Here is a 13,719-nt window from a genome sequence, read left to right on the forward strand (position 1 = left end):
TTTTAAATCAATATTGTAGATGTGGACGCATAAAGAAATATTTGCCCGATAATTGCGTTTCTCACGAGATTGCAAAGAAACACAAACCTGTAAACCAGAAGAACGACTTTTAGTTCAAATGTCTATCACTGTTAATCATCTAACCAAAGTTTACGGCACGCAGAAGGCACTGGACGGTATATCGTTTGAGGCTGAGAAGGGAAAAATCACAGGTTTTCTGGGGCCCAATGGTGCCGGTAAATCCACCACCATGAAGATTGCTACAGGATATATTGGTCTTACTTCTGGATCAGTGCTGGTGGATGGAGTAGATGTCTCTAAGGAGCCCTTGAAAGTAAAAAAGCTTACAGGTTATTTGCCGGAAAACAATCCGCTCTACCTGGAGATGTATGTGAAGGAATATCTTGGGTTTATTGCATCATCCTACGGTTTGAAAGCCAAGAATATCAGGGTGAAAGAGATGATAGAAATGTGCGGACTTGAGCGGGAGCAACATAAGCAGATTGGTGCATTATCAAAGGGGTATCGTCAGCGTGTCGGTTTAGCTCAGGCCCTTATACACGACCCCCAGGTGCTGATATTAGATGAACCTACAAGTGGGTTGGATCCCAATCAATTGGTGGAGATCCGCAAGGTCATAAAGGAGGCCAGTAAGGATAAAACAGTAATCCTATCTACACATATAATGCAGGAGGTAGAAGCACTTTGTGATAAGGTGGTGATCATCAATAAAGGACAGATTGTAGCAGATGACGAGGTGAAAAACCTCAAAGCTATGAAGGAAGATACGATCAGCTACAAAGTGGAATTTGAAGAGGAAATTGATGTTTCACTATTTGAAAGGGAAGGGTTGTCTGTCTCAAAGTCGGCTGTGAGTTTTTATCACATTTCAGCCAAGGATGACCCAAGAAAATTGATAATGAAGTTGGTAGGCGAAAATGGGCTACCATTGATCAATATCTCAAAAGAAGAACAGTCATTAGAAGGAGTTTTTCAGCAACTGACGAAAGGGAAATGATCACAATCCTAAAAAAAGAAATAAACGAATTCCTTGACTCACTTATCGCCTATGTGGTAATCGGGATTTTCTTGATCGGTATTGGGCTGCTGATGTGGGTCTTTCCAGACACGAATGTACTCGACTATGGGTATGCCAGCATGGAAACACTATTTTCATTGGCTCCCTATGTTTTCATGTTTCTCATACCTGCAATCACGATGAAAGCGTTTGCTGAGGAGAAGCGCAGCGGCACGATTGAATTGTTATATACTCTTCCATTTCGGGATATTGAAATTGTCGTGGGAAAGTTCTTTGCAGGTTTTCTGTTGGTAATTTTTTCTATCCTTCCTACACTCGTTTATTACTTCTCACTTTCCTACCTGGGAAACCCGGTTGGAAATTTGGATACAGCCGGAATTACAGGCTCTTACATCGGGTTGATTTTGCTTGGAGGAATCTTCACTTCAATTGGTATTCTTTCATCCGCATTAACGGGTAATCAGATTGTTTCCTTTATTCTTGCTGCCTTTCTGTGTTTTGCTTTTTATGCCGGCTTTGACTCAGTCGCCTCGATTAATATTTGGTCAGAGACCTCTTATATCATTGCTCAGATTGGTATTTTGTCACATTACGAGACCCTTAGCAAGGGGCTTATTGACATGAGCGATGTTGTCTACTTTTTATCGATGATCGTACTTTTCTTGTATGTCACACGAATTGTATTAAACGTGCAAAAAGGATGAGTGAGGGAAGAAAAATCGTCATACTTCAAACATTGGTTGTCTTACTTTCTGTTTGGTTGGTCAATCAGCTGGCTGATCGATTTCGCATACAATTTGACCTGACCGAGGAAAAGCGATATACGATTTCTGACGCAACAATAAGCCTTCTTCAATCACTAGATGAGGATGTGTTCTTCGAGGTGTATTTAGCGGGAGATTTGCCGTCTAATTTTGAGCGGTTCCAAAAATCCATCGGGGAGATGCTGGATCAGTTTGCCCTGGAGAGCAACAATCGAATCCAATATAAATTCACAGACCCGGCCCAGGCAACTAATCTTCAGGCTAGAAATCAGTTTTACCAATCCTTGATAGATAAAGGAGTTCAGGCCACTAACCTGAACTATAAGAATGCCGATGGTGATAAGATGGAGAAACTCATTTTTCCGGGGGCGTTGGTATCCAAAGGAATGAATGAAGTGCCGGCAAACTTGCTGAAGGGTAGCAGTGCTGCAGGTCCGGAAGGCATTCTCAATCAAAGCATCGAGGGACTGGAATATGAGTTGGCTTCAACCATCGCACAGCTTGTCGATGGAGGGACAAAGAAAGTAGCATACATCACAGGACATGGCTCTCCTGATTCATTGGATCTGGCGGGTTTCAGAAGTACGGTTCTATCCAAGTTTGATCTTTTCAATGTTTCGCTAAATGGTCGGGAAGAATTGAGTGGATATGATGCGGTGGTCATTGGTAAACCGACCCGACCATTCACTGAACGTGAAAAATATCTTGTGGATCAGTACCTGATGAGAGGAGGAAACCTGGTCTATTTTATTGATGCTTTAAGTGTGAATATGGATAGTGCCTCAGGTGAAGGAACGGTGGCAATTCCATATGAAACAAATCTCTCTGATCAGCTTTTCCGATACGGTGTAAGAGTCAATCAAAACTATGTGTTGGATGTAAACAGTGGCCAGTTTCCGGTCGTAGCAGGAAATATGGGTAATCAGCCTCAAATTCAGATGATCCCATGGCCATTTTTCCCGGTGCTGACAAATTTCAGTAAGCATCCATCGGTGAGAAATCTGGATGCTATTCTGGGACGGTTTGTGTCTGAAATTGATACGGTAAAAGCAAAAGGGATAACTAAGACACCATTGATCAACACCAGTCAATATACTAAGCTACTGGGGCCTCCGGTTCGGGTAGCATTTAATGATTTGCGAGATGAGCTAAGACCAGAAAAATTCACCGACGGTCCTAAAACGGTTGGATATTTACTGGAAGGAAAGTTTACATCCTTGTACGCTAATCGATTGATACCAAGGGGGGGTGATAAAAAGTCGTTTATAGAGAAAGGTGAGCCGGGTAAAGTCATCGTGATTGGTGACGGTGATATCATTCGCAATGACCTGGATCCCGAAACAGGTGAGCCGCTTGGATTGGGGGTAGAACCCTTTACAAAAACCACCTATGCGAATGAAGAGTTTATTCTGAATATTTTGGATTACATGGTGGATGATTCCGGGCTAATAGAGACCAGATCAAGAGAGGTGAAAATACGCCCATTGGATCGTGTGAAAGTCAAGCAGGAAAGAACCAAATGGCAGATAATCAACCTGGTAGCACCCGTGATATTGATATTGATCATTGGTGGGTTGAAATGGTATTTAAGAAAGAAGAAATTCGCTAAGTCATGAGTAAGTCTGTCAAATACCTGATCACCATTGTGCTACTCCTAGGTGCCAATCTTTGGTTGTTTTTCTCGGGAGGTAGTGACGATTCCATAAAAGCTGCCAAGTACTTTTCGTCGGAAGATCTGGAGAATGTCAGTCGGTTCCTGTTTGTGGTGGATGAAGACACAACCAAGATTGAACGAACTGGTGAAGGCTGGAGACTCAACAGTGAATACCAGGCAGATGAAGGTTTTATAAATACATTGATTTCAGTGCTTGAAAGGGTAGAGGTTGGAAGAACTATTGAAGATTGGGATCGGGAAATAATGGGAAGCGCTGAAGTGGAGTTTGACTTTAATTCCCGATATCGTTTTCAGTTTGCGACAAACGCCAACAAGACCAAGACATACTTCATTTCAGAGGGAGTTGCAAAGGAGGTGGCAGTTCCTGGCTACAGGGATAATGTGGCTGATATTTTTGTCTTACATCCTGACCAGTGGAGAGACCGGCTAATTATAGACGGAAGCTGGCGAACCATACAAAAGCTGACAGTTGACAAACCAAGTAATGATTTTGAAATCACTTTTGATGACACCTTTTTCGTGATTGATGGACGGACGCCTTCTGACAGTTCAAAAGTGGTTGGCTACCTCAATCAATTTCAGCAGTTTCAGGCAAATGAGATGGTGTCACAAGGAAGATTTCCACACTTGGATAGTCTGTTTGAAACGGAACCTATCGCAACAATATCTATTCAGGACATTAAACGAGAGGCACCATACGTGCTTCAGATCTACCCAAGTCTGGATAATCAGGGCTATCATTTAGCAGTAGATGGAGAGGGTCAGCGCATGGTATTGGATGCTGGAAGAGTGCAACGCATTTTATCGCATCCTGATCCACTTAACTGATCATATTACAACTGTTTATCTCATATTTTGTGCTTAAATTAGCGTCCCGAAAAAAGAGGCAGGTAGCCTTTTATCAATAAGCTTTACTCACATATGAAATTCATAGTATCATCATCCTATCTTTTAAAGCAATTGTCAGCCATCAATGGCGTCATTACTACTAATCCGGTAGTACCAATCCTTGAAAATTTTCTCTTTGAAATCAATGACGGCAACCTGACAGTAACAGCATCTGACTTACAAACCAGCATGATCACTGAGCTGCAAGTTGAGGCTAAGGAAGACGGTAGCATCGCCATTCCAGCAAAAATTTTATTAGAGACTTTGAGGAACCTACCTGAACAGCCTGTGACATTTTCTATTGATAGCAATACCTACAGTATTGAAATTAACTCGGACAATGGTCGATACAAGTTAGCCGGGGAGAATGCTACAGATTTCCCTAAAATACCTACGGTTTCTGATGGCTACTCTGTGAATATGTCTTCAGAGGTTTTAGGAAGAGCAATTAACAATACCATTTTCGCGACCTCAAACGACGAGTTGAGACCTGCAATGACGGGTGTGTTTGTGAAGCTGGATGAGACAAATACCACATTTGTAGCTACTGACAGTCATCGACTGATAAGGTATCGAAGAGTGGACGTTGCTGCTGACATGAGTCACAGCATGATTATTCCTAGAAAAGCGCTCACACTATTGAAAGCGACTCTACCTCAGGAGCTTACGAATGTGAATGTAGAGTTCAATGCTTCGAATGCATTCTTCAATTTCAATCAGGTGAAGATGATTTGTCGCTTGATTGATGAGCGCTTCCCGGATTATGAGAATGTGATTCCGCTGGATAATAACAATACGGTTGTGGTGAAGAAAGACGAGCTTCTGAGCTCGTTGAAGCGTATTGCGATCTATGCCAACAAGACCACTCATCAGGTGAGATTAAAAATTACCGGAAGTGAGCTAATGATTTCAGCTGAAGACCTGGATTTCTCAAATGAAGCAAATGAAAGACTTTCTTGTGAGCATGATGGAGAGGATTTAGAAATAGGCTTCAACGCAAAATTCCTTGTTGAAATGTTGGGCAACATTGATTCAGATGATATCACATTGAGATTAAGTGCACCAAACAAAGCAGGTATCATCACGCCGAATGAAAAAGATGAAGAGGAGGATATCCTGATGCTGGTAATGCCAGTAATGCTGAATAATCAGGTTTAAGCCAATTCATTAAAATGAAATTGAAAAGCGACAAATAAGTTTGTCGCTTTTTTTATTCTTCACTTTCCAGATCTCTGACCATTCGCTTTAAGCGCTTGATTTTTCTTCCATATATCAAGTGTACCAATAAATGCATTAGGCCGCCTACCACTGCTACGATTAATGTTGAGAATCCAATGGCTATGACCCATTGTTTAGTTGTCTGTAATCCTGAAAGTGCTTCCTGATTTTCAGGTGCAACAAAACCATAAATGAGACCAAAAATCATAGAGAACCATATAACAACTTTATAATGAAGCAAAAAGAATCTGAGGTAGCCGTATACTTTCTTGAGACTATGGATTACGTTACCGTCGTAATTAAATCGATTTATTTGCCGAATTAGAAATTGATAATAGATGAAATATATGATTGTTACTCCAACATAAATACCAATGTACCAAGTAGGTTCTTCCTTTCTGATTAGGTAAGGAATAATAATTGGAAGTAATATCAGATTCATCCAAAACTCTATCCACAGCACCACTTTGATCCAATACATCGTGGTTTTGGTGCCTTTCTTTTCCAGTGTTTCGATCCGAAAAGTAGAAACGTCTGTATTCTTTTTGCTTTTCTTCCAGACTGATTGTATGTCAAACTCTTCAGCCATTGATAATTCCTTTTAATTTCTCCTTAAGTCTGCTCACTTTTACTCCCACGTTACTAACCGTAATACCAAGAATCTCACTCATTTCTTTGTAGCTCTTATCCTCCAAATAAAGTAGAATTATCGCTCGTTCAGACTCCTTTAGTTTCCTGATTCCCTGGTAGAGTTTTTCTATTTGCTCTTTTTCAGGATCTGATTCTTCAGGAGAATCTTCCCGCCACTCTAAAGGAACAGTTTCAACCTTTCTTTTCAGTTTTTTTGAATGTGAAAGACAAACATTAAGCGTGACACGATAAATCCAGGTAGAAAGCTGAGAGTTGCCCTGAAACGATTTATGAGATCGCCACAGTTGCAATGTCACTTCCTGAACAAGGTCTTTAAGAGATTCCTCATTTCGAGCGTAGGCCCTGCACAAGTGCATAATGATAGACATGTGCTCTTCTACGTACGATTTGAAGAAGTCTTCCGACACGTTTGGGGTGTTAGTTGATGAAAGCCCTAATTTATTTCATAGGGGTGAGTTTATTTTTTCTTGGCCGTCTTTCTACCTCGCCCTTTTTTCTCAGGGGCTTTTTCTGCCAGATCTTTACATTCTTCGTAGGTAAGTTCCTCTGGTTTCTTGTCCTTTGGAATCTTTACATTCTTCTTTCCAAACTTGATGTAAGGACCGTAACGACCATTCAGTACAAATACTTCTTCATCTTCGTCGAAGGTTTTGATGTATTTATTGGCATCTGCCTCACGCTTTTCATGGATAAGTTCGATGGCCTCTTCGGCCGTAATTGTTAATGGATCTTGTTCTTTTTTAAGGGATACAAACTTGCCATCATGACGAATGTAGGGCCCATATCTACCAACGGCTGCTACCATCGGCTTATCCTCAAAAGTACCTACCTCACGAGGGAGCTTGAAGAGCTCTAACGCTTCCTCAATTGTGATGGTGTCCATAAACTGCCCGTGTTTCAGGCTGGCATATTGAGGCTTTTCTTCTCCTTCCACTAGCTCACCTTTTTGTACGTAGGCACCATATTTTCCGTGACGTGCATAGATTTTTTCACCGGTTTCGGGGTGCTCACCAAGCTCACGAACCTGGTTCACTTCTGATCGGTCCAGGTCTTTTGATTTTTCTACGGTGGAATGAAAACCACCATAGAAGTTATCTATCATCTTGTTCCAGATGGTTTTACCCTGGGCAATGTCATCAAACTGTTGCTCTACATCAGCGGTGAAGCTATAATCGATCACATTTGGAAAGTGATCAACCAAGAAATCATTGACCACCATGGCAGTGTTCGTTGGGAAGAGTTTATTCTTCTCAGCACCGGTGATTTCTTTTGCTTCCGCACGCTTGATTTCTCCATTCTTCAGTTTACACTCAATGGAAATCCGTTCGTGACCTTCTCTGGAATCTTTCTCGACATAATTTCTTTTTTGGATCGTGGAAATGGTAGGAGCATAGGTAGACGGTCTTCCTATCCCCATTTCCTCCAGTTTCTTCACAAGACTGGCTTCAGTATATCGTGGTGGGTGTCTGGTGAAACCTTGTTTAGCCAAAATTTCCTTCAGGTCTAATGCCTGACCGACAGAAAGAGGGGGAAGTATTTTGGTGTTTTCTTCTTCTCCGTTTTCATCGTCTGTGGACTCGATGTAGACCTTTAAGAAGCCATCGAATTTAACAACTTCTCCTTTGGCAACCAGTTTTTCTTCTGTTGTGGAGATGCCAATCGTTGCTGTAGTTTTTTCTAATTTGGCCTCAGCCATTTGGGAGGCTATCGCTCGCTTCCAGATAAGTTCGTAAAGTCGCTTTTCTGCATCATCCTTTCCGGTTACCTGCACATCAAAGTTTGTTGGCCTGATTGCTTCGTGAGCTTCCTGAGCACCAGCCTTTTTAGTTTTAAACGTTCGTCTGTGAGCATAATCGTCCCCGTAATTGGATTTGATCGCAGAAGCCGCTCCAGCCAGTGCTTCGTCTGATAAGTTCAGTGAGTCTGTTCTCATATATGAGATCTTTCCTGCTTCATACAGCTTCTGTGCTACTGACATAGTTCTGGCAACAGAATACCCCAGCTTTCTACTTGCTTCCTGCTGAAGGGTGGATGTGGTAAATGGTGGAGCAGGGGATTTCTTTGCCGGTTTGGTTTCCAGGTTTTCAATGCTAAAATCAGCACCATTACATTTCTGAAGGAAGTCCATTGCCTCTTCTTCAGACTTGAATTTCTTCGGAAGCTCAGCTTTTAAAATCTTGCCGCCTTCCAAATTGAATTCAGCTGTAATTCGATAGGATGATTCAGGCTTGAAATTGGCTATTTCGCGCTCTCTCTCAACTACCAAACGAACTGCCACAGACTGTACCCTTCCTGCGGACAGGCCGCCTTTTATCTTTTTCCAAAGTACCGGAGAAAGCTCAAACCCTACGAGTCGATCCAGAATTCTTCTAGCTTGCTGGGCATTCACTAAATCGATATCAATACCCCTGGGATTCTTGATGGCATTTTGGATGGCGTTCTTAGTAATCTCCCTGAATACAATGCGCCTTGTTTTTTTATCATCCAAATCCAGAGCTTCGGCCAGATGCCAGGAAATTGCTTCTCCTTCACGGTCATCATCCGATGCGAGATAAATAGTCTCTGCTTGTTTGGCCAGTTTTTTCAGCTCCTTTACCACCTCTTTTTTGTCCTTGGAGATTTCATAGGTGGGCTTAAAATCATTCTCGATATCAATAGCAGAATCATCCTTCGGTAAATCTCTCACATGCCCATAAGATGATTTCACTTCAAAATCTTTTCCCAAATACCCTTCGATTGTTTTGGCTTTTGCCGGTGACTCTACGATTACAAGATTTTTTCCCATGAATGATGTTTTTGGATCAAAAAAGTGTTGAGCAAAACTCAATTTGCGCGTAAACATAACACGACTATTTAAATCCTGTTCAAACGAAAATTGAAAAAACTTAATTTAATTGGTTTATGGAGAGCCATTTCAATCCGCTATATTTAGGACAAAGGAACCTAATCAATGAGTAAAACTCTCTATCTAATAAGACACTCATACGCGGAAAAACCAAGTGGCAATAATGATGAACAACGACATTTAACGCTGGAAGGCCAAAGTACTGTTCGAGCTTTGGGTCGTCACCTGATTAACCAAAACTTTAACCCGGACATCATCCTTTGCAGCTCTTCTGTAAGAACAAGAGAAACCGCAGTGAATTTGGTGGAGGAACTTGAGATCAGTGAGCAGGTGGTGGAATACAAAGATATCATCTACAATGCCTCGGTAAGAGAACTATTGCAAGTTCTAAATGAGCTTTCTGAGAGCCATAATGAAGTGGCAATTATTGGTCATAATCCTACAATCACGTTTTTTGGGGAGTATCTATCCAATTCTATCATTGGAAACATGGAGCCTGCAGGTATCGTCACCATTAAGATTGACAAGTTAAATTGGTCTGAGGTCTCTCAGGGAACTGGTATTTTTGAAAGCTATTATCATCCTAATCATTAAATGTATAATCCAAGCGCCGTAGGTAAGAAAGGGAGCATTTTTGGTTTGCCTTACAATCTGGAGGAATCGGATTTGGTCTTTTTGCCAGTTCATTTAGATGTTACAGTGTCTTACGGTCAGGGGACATCCAAAGCTCCTGATCTTATTTTGGATGAATCTTCCCAGCTAGATCTTTCACTGCTTTCAATTAAAAATCCCTGGGAGCTGAAAATGGCGATGTATGACAGAGTCGTTGTGGCGAGTCAAAATGAAATTCAAAGAGGAAGGGCGATAAATATCATAAAGGCATTGGAAGCTGGTAAAGAGCCGGAGGCTGATCAGCTTGCTTTTGTAAATGAGTATTGTGAAACTACCCATTTGAAAATTGAGGAAACAGCCGCCTCTTTTTTTGATTTAGGAAAACTAGTGGGAGTAATAGGGGGCGATCATTCGTCACCTTTGGGGCTGATTCGCGCTTTGGCGAAAAAGAAAGATTTTGGGATTCTACAAATAGATGCCCATATGGATTTAAGAGCATCTTATGAGGGGTTTACATATTCTCACGCCAGTATCATGTACAATGCGCTAAAGGAATCAGGTGTTAAGTCCTTAACTCAAGTTGGAATCAGAGATTATTGTGAAGAGGAAGAGGCTATGGTGTCAGACTCAGCTAAGCCAATCCACGTTTTTTTTGATGAGCATATATATAATCAATATTTAGATGGTGTTTCGCTGAAAGAGCAAGTAAGTAAAATCGTGGATTCGCTCCCACAAAATGTTTACGTCAGCTTTGATGTGGATGGGTTGAATCCCTCATTATGTCCCAAAACGGGCACACCAGTTCCAGGAGGATTGCAGTTCAATCAAGCTGTTTATTTATTAGAAGAGGTAGTTAAATCTGGAAGAAAAATCATTGGTTTTGATGTATGTGAAACAGGATATGATTCATGGGATGCTAATGTAGCTGCCCGGATCATATACCGTCTAGCTGCCTTAACCGGGGTTTCGAATGACCTACTCTCCTTCAAATAATTCAGTCAAAAGTTGACGAAAGCTATCAGTGTTGTATTTGGCCATGCCGTGATTTTCAACTTTGATCGTTCCTTTTCTATCCAATACATAAGTGGTAGGGATGGAATGGGTGTTGTAGCCGTTGGGTAGCTTGGATTTCAGGAAATAGACTGGAAATTCAAACCTTTTTTTTTCGATAAATCTGCGAGCCTTTTGCTCATCCTGATCCAGTGAGATCATCACGAACTTAACCTGTTCTTTTTTTGACTCATATAGTCGATGGATATCAGGCATTTCGGCTACACACGGAGGACACCAGGTGGCCCAAAAGTTTATGAAGACTACTTCTCCCTTAAATTCTTCAAATTGGACCTTCTTCCCATCTAAATCCTCAATCGTAAAATCATAAGAGGCAGTTTTATCTTCATCAACTATTGATGGTTGAAAAACCCCAGTGGAAAGAACCACTTGCTGTATTCGTCCAATGACTTCTGTATGCCATCCAGCCAGATAAATAATTCCGAAAACAGAAAGCAAAACAATCCATTCCAGTAGCTCTTTTTTGATTTTTTGTTTCATTATTAGGGGTTAAAGCAACAATGACACCCAAAACTGGTAAAAGATTCCCTTTTTCGGTCAGTAAGTGATCTTTCTTTTTTTATAAAAGCACTTAGTATTTTTATAAATTAGCCAAAGCGAAAAAACCTCACCATGCATATGAAAACCAAGTCAACAGCTATTATCCTATTCTTTTTACTTGTTTTTGGAGCTCAGGGTCAAAAAATAAAATACAAGAATCTATATCCACTGCTTGAAGCCAAAAACTATGAGGAGGCCATACCTCAGTTAAAGCTTTTCCTTTCAGACGAAAAAAATGATGATGAAGCAAATGCTCACCTTCAAATGGGCCTCTGGTTGGAAAAAAGGTTTCTTGAATACGATGTGGTTGATGATTCAGCCGCACTTTATGCTTCGGGTGATTCTGCAGTTTTTTATTTGGGAAAAGCCAAAACGCTGATTGATGAAAAAGAATTGAAGAGGAACGATAACTATTATCAATCATTTTTTAGAAGAGATTTAAGAACTGGAGAATTCGGAATAAAGGTTTCAGATGTACACCTGGATATTGAGAAAAAGGTAGAAGGCATAAATACTCGTATATCCGATGTGAAGGAGATGCACCGCAGGGTGGTAAAGGTTGAAAATAACCAAAAGGCAGCTATGGATGATTATCGAGCACTGACAGAGCAGTTCAATCTTTACACCAGCCTATTGATTGGCGCAGACGAAGATGTAAAAGCTAAACTCGCAGAAATAGAAGAGAATGGTAGGGTTGGTGTTGAGAATGCTAAGAGCGTACAGGAGCTGGCAGAAACATTGGGGTCTGACAAGTACAGTGCAGAGCCAACACTCAAGAGCATCGAACAATATGGTATTGATGGTATGAATGCAGCTAACCTTCGATCGGGTGTGATAGAGATCTGGAATTTTGAAGAATGGGCAAGGGAAACTCAGTCAGAAATTATGGGGGGTGTAGCCCTTTTCAAGACCATGGTAAAAAATTATGCAGACGAGATTCGAGAGAAAAAAGCGAAGGTCAAGAATAGCCAGAATGCGGAAATAGGCGACTTTCCTGATAATCTGTCTGGCCAATTTGAAAAGTACGATCCGGGATCCACAGCAGAAAAGCTATTGAAGATTGAAATGTATGAGGCACGAGTTACAAAAAAAATTGATTTGCAACTTAACCCTGCTTTGATGGATTCCTCATTGATAGGCTCACAACTCGCAATTTTCGAGGATGCTTTTGCAGATGCCAAAGAGATGAAATTGTTGGTTGAATCTATTACATCAGATGATCTGGAACTGGCTAAGAAGAAATACACGGATTATATTGAGAGTTTCTTTCAGAAGTATGTAACCGCCTCTAAATATGTTACGGATATGCAAATTTGGGCTGGCAGGCAGGTCAATTGGCTAGGTGATGCGGTGGAGTTTTGGAGTGAGAAAAACAGATGGGGTATTGATTCAGAAAATGAAGAAGTAAGGTATCCACTCTATGTACAGGATGCACCGGAAGGCGGATTCATGACTATGGGAGTACCTGTAAAAACGCCGGAAGAAATGGTTGCCTACGGCGCAGACCTCAATAACAAAAAAGGCTATGTGGTTTCTTTTGGGCCTGACAGGGTTTCGAAATGGAAGCTGGAGTTTGAACTCCCGGGATCAGAGGCAGTTCGGTACGAGAGTGATTCTATACCAACAATTGCAGGATCAGAAAGCTTCTATATCTACAACAAATCTGCAGAAGAAAATAATTTCGTAGTAGTCAGCTATACTTCTTCAGGACAGCTCAACTGGGGAACAGTAGTGACTATTTCTAAAGAGCCGGTAGACTTTAAATTTGATGACCTTACTCAGGAACTGACCATACTGCTTTATCCTGAAGAGCAGCTCCCTTTAGATTCTGATGAGCTGGGGTATGTAGTGATCGATAGAACAGGAAATGCGAGATAGAGTCTTAATAATTTTTCTCTTTCTTACGATTTTTTCTTGTTCTGAAGAGGAACTTCCAGCTGGCATTTATCACTATCAGGTTGAACGGTTGCTTGGTGGAGTTTCAGGTTCCAAGAGTTGGGATCAGGTCGTGAATTCTACTAATTGCTCAGATTCTGTTCAGCTACATGTCGTATCCGTTAGTGATTCACTTGATTTTTCCAGGTTGACTTATCAAAATGATTGTGTTGCCTTTGATACCACTTACCTGGGAAGGGCAAATGCATCGAAGGCAGATGATAGAGATTTATTTACTGATTCCCTTCGCTTCCAAAATGGGGATTTCTGGATAATAAAAACCATTACATCAGATTTTCTCACAATCGAGAATGGACAAAATACGATTCATTACAGGTCACGCATTTGATCGATTAATTCATGCATTTCGTCTTATAATTTTTGATTCATCAGATGAAATACTTTCTTGAACGAAAAAATTAGCAATTGATGATCCCTTTTCAGTATTTTATCGCCTTCAACTGCCATTGGATAACGCTAT

The 13,719-nt window shown here is 41.0% G+C and carries 13 protein-coding genes; 9 read left to right on the forward strand and 4 right to left on the reverse strand.

Going from position 1 to position 13,719, the window contains the following annotated elements; translation table 11 throughout:
* Window positions 1-118: 118 nt before the first annotated feature.
* From gldA to dnaN, 5 genes are all read left to right on the forward strand, one after another.
* On the forward strand, window positions 119-1,018 hold the full coding sequence (gldA, locus tag ACXAH9_RS13055) for a gliding motility-associated ABC transporter ATP-binding subunit GldA (RefSeq protein WP_474895301.1): 900 nt from the start codon (window positions 119-121) through the stop codon (window positions 1,016-1,018).
* On the forward strand, window positions 1,015-1,743 hold the full coding sequence (gene gldF, locus ACXAH9_RS13060) for a gliding motility-associated ABC transporter permease subunit GldF (protein WP_474895302.1): 729 nt from the start codon (window positions 1,015-1,017) through the stop codon (window positions 1,741-1,743). The genes gldA and gldF overlap by 4 nt, the downstream gene beginning before the upstream one ends.
* Window positions 1,740-3,419 (forward strand): gliding motility-associated ABC transporter substrate-binding protein GldG, encoded by a 1,680-nt coding sequence (gldG, locus tag ACXAH9_RS13065; protein WP_474895303.1) that lies wholly within the window; start codon window positions 1,740-1,742, stop codon window positions 3,417-3,419. Before gldF ends, gldG begins: the two co-directional genes overlap by 4 nt.
* A complete protein-coding gene (locus tag ACXAH9_RS13070) occupies window positions 3,416-4,306 on the forward strand; it encodes a hypothetical protein (RefSeq protein ID WP_474895304.1) in 891 nt (296 codons plus the stop codon). The genes gldG and ACXAH9_RS13070 overlap by 4 nt, the downstream gene beginning before the upstream one ends.
* Before the next feature lie 93 nt (window positions 4,307-4,399).
* Complete coding sequence (gene dnaN / locus ACXAH9_RS13075; RefSeq protein ID WP_349563177.1) at window positions 4,400-5,524, forward strand: DNA polymerase III subunit beta; 1,125 nt, start codon at window positions 4,400-4,402, stop codon at window positions 5,522-5,524.
* Window positions 5,525-5,576: 52 nt separating this feature from the next.
* On the opposite strand, the gene ACXAH9_RS13080 is transcribed toward dnaN, so the two are convergent.
* The 3 genes from ACXAH9_RS13080 to topA are packed head-to-tail and all read right to left on the reverse strand — an operon-like array spanning window position 5,577 to window position 9,020.
* Window positions 5,577-6,173, reverse strand: coding sequence for a hypothetical protein (locus tag ACXAH9_RS13080; RefSeq protein ID WP_474895305.1), 597 nt, complete (start codon window positions 6,171-6,173; stop codon window positions 5,577-5,579).
* Window positions 6,166-6,642: an RNA polymerase sigma factor gene (locus ACXAH9_RS13085; protein ID WP_474895306.1), complete on the reverse strand. Its 477-nt coding sequence runs from the start codon at window positions 6,640-6,642 to the stop codon at window positions 6,166-6,168. Before ACXAH9_RS13085 ends, ACXAH9_RS13080 begins: the two co-directional genes overlap by 8 nt.
* 50 nt (window positions 6,643-6,692) lie before the next feature.
* Window positions 6,693-9,020, reverse strand: coding sequence for a type I DNA topoisomerase (gene topA / locus ACXAH9_RS13090; RefSeq protein WP_474895307.1), 2,328 nt, complete (start codon window positions 9,018-9,020; stop codon window positions 6,693-6,695).
* 165 nt (window positions 9,021-9,185) lie between these two features.
* Between topA and ACXAH9_RS13095 the strand changes: the two genes are divergently transcribed.
* Together ACXAH9_RS13095 and ACXAH9_RS13100 are read left to right on the forward strand one after the other, a co-directional pair.
* A complete protein-coding gene (locus tag ACXAH9_RS13095; RefSeq protein ID WP_349563169.1) occupies window positions 9,186-9,674 on the forward strand; it encodes a SixA phosphatase family protein in 489 nt (162 codons plus the stop codon).
* Window positions 9,675-10,685 (forward strand): arginase family protein, encoded by a 1,011-nt coding sequence (locus ACXAH9_RS13100; RefSeq protein ID WP_474895308.1) that lies wholly within the window; start codon window positions 9,675-9,677, stop codon window positions 10,683-10,685.
* Here ACXAH9_RS13100 and ACXAH9_RS13105 read toward each other — a convergent pair.
* Entirely contained in the window at window positions 10,668-11,243 is a 576-nt protein-coding gene (locus tag ACXAH9_RS13105) for a TlpA family protein disulfide reductase (RefSeq protein ID WP_474895309.1), read from the reverse strand. The two genes, ACXAH9_RS13100 and ACXAH9_RS13105, sit on opposite strands and share 18 nt — an antisense overlap.
* Window positions 11,244-11,381: 138 nt before the next feature.
* Between ACXAH9_RS13105 and ACXAH9_RS13110 the strand changes: the two genes are divergently transcribed.
* Together ACXAH9_RS13110 and ACXAH9_RS13115 are read left to right on the forward strand one after the other, a co-directional pair.
* Window positions 11,382-13,181 carry a hypothetical protein gene (locus tag ACXAH9_RS13110; protein ID WP_474895310.1) on the forward strand — a complete coding sequence of 600 codons (1,800 nt, stop codon included), beginning with the start codon at window positions 11,382-11,384 and terminating at the stop codon, window positions 13,179-13,181.
* Window positions 13,171-13,587, forward strand: coding sequence for a hypothetical protein (locus ACXAH9_RS13115; RefSeq protein WP_474895311.1), 417 nt, complete (start codon window positions 13,171-13,173; stop codon window positions 13,585-13,587). Before ACXAH9_RS13110 ends, ACXAH9_RS13115 begins: the two co-directional genes overlap by 11 nt.
* The last annotated feature ends 132 nt before the right edge of the window (window positions 13,588-13,719 follow it).

The sequence above is a fragment of the Ekhidna sp. ABH4_415 genome (genome assembly GCF_056161305.1).

Excerpts from the sequence above, each read along its gene's own strand:
- gldA (WP_474895301.1), top strand. The coding sequence starts at position 119 with ATGTCTATCACTGTTAATCATCTAACCAAAGTTTACGGCACGCAGAAG.
- gldF (WP_474895302.1), top strand. The coding sequence starts at position 1,015 with ATGATCACAATCCTAAAAAAAGAAATAAACGAATTCCTTGACTCACTT.
- gldG (WP_474895303.1), top strand. The coding sequence starts at position 1,740 with ATGAGTGAGGGAAGAAAAATCGTCATACTTCAAACATTGGTTGTCTTA.
- ACXAH9_RS13070 (WP_474895304.1), top strand. The coding sequence starts at position 3,416 with ATGAGTAAGTCTGTCAAATACCTGATCACCATTGTGCTACTCCTAGGT.
- dnaN (WP_349563177.1), top strand. The coding sequence starts at position 4,400 with ATGAAATTCATAGTATCATCATCCTATCTTTTAAAGCAATTGTCAGCC.
- ACXAH9_RS13080 (WP_474895305.1), bottom strand. The coding sequence starts at position 6,173 with ATGGCTGAAGAGTTTGACATACAATCAGTCTGGAAGAAAAGCAAAAAG.
- topA (WP_474895307.1), bottom strand. The coding sequence starts at position 9,020 with ATGGGAAAAAATCTTGTAATCGTAGAGTCACCGGCAAAAGCCAAAACA.
- ACXAH9_RS13095 (WP_349563169.1), top strand. The coding sequence starts at position 9,186 with ATGAGTAAAACTCTCTATCTAATAAGACACTCATACGCGGAAAAACCA.
- ACXAH9_RS13100 (WP_474895308.1), top strand. The coding sequence starts at position 9,675 with ATGTATAATCCAAGCGCCGTAGGTAAGAAAGGGAGCATTTTTGGTTTG.
- ACXAH9_RS13105 (WP_474895309.1), bottom strand. The coding sequence starts at position 11,243 with ATGAAACAAAAAATCAAAAAAGAGCTACTGGAATGGATTGTTTTGCTT.
- ACXAH9_RS13110 (WP_474895310.1), top strand. The coding sequence starts at position 11,382 with ATGAAAACCAAGTCAACAGCTATTATCCTATTCTTTTTACTTGTTTTT.
- ACXAH9_RS13115 (WP_474895311.1), top strand. The coding sequence starts at position 13,171 with ATGCGAGATAGAGTCTTAATAATTTTTCTCTTTCTTACGATTTTTTCT.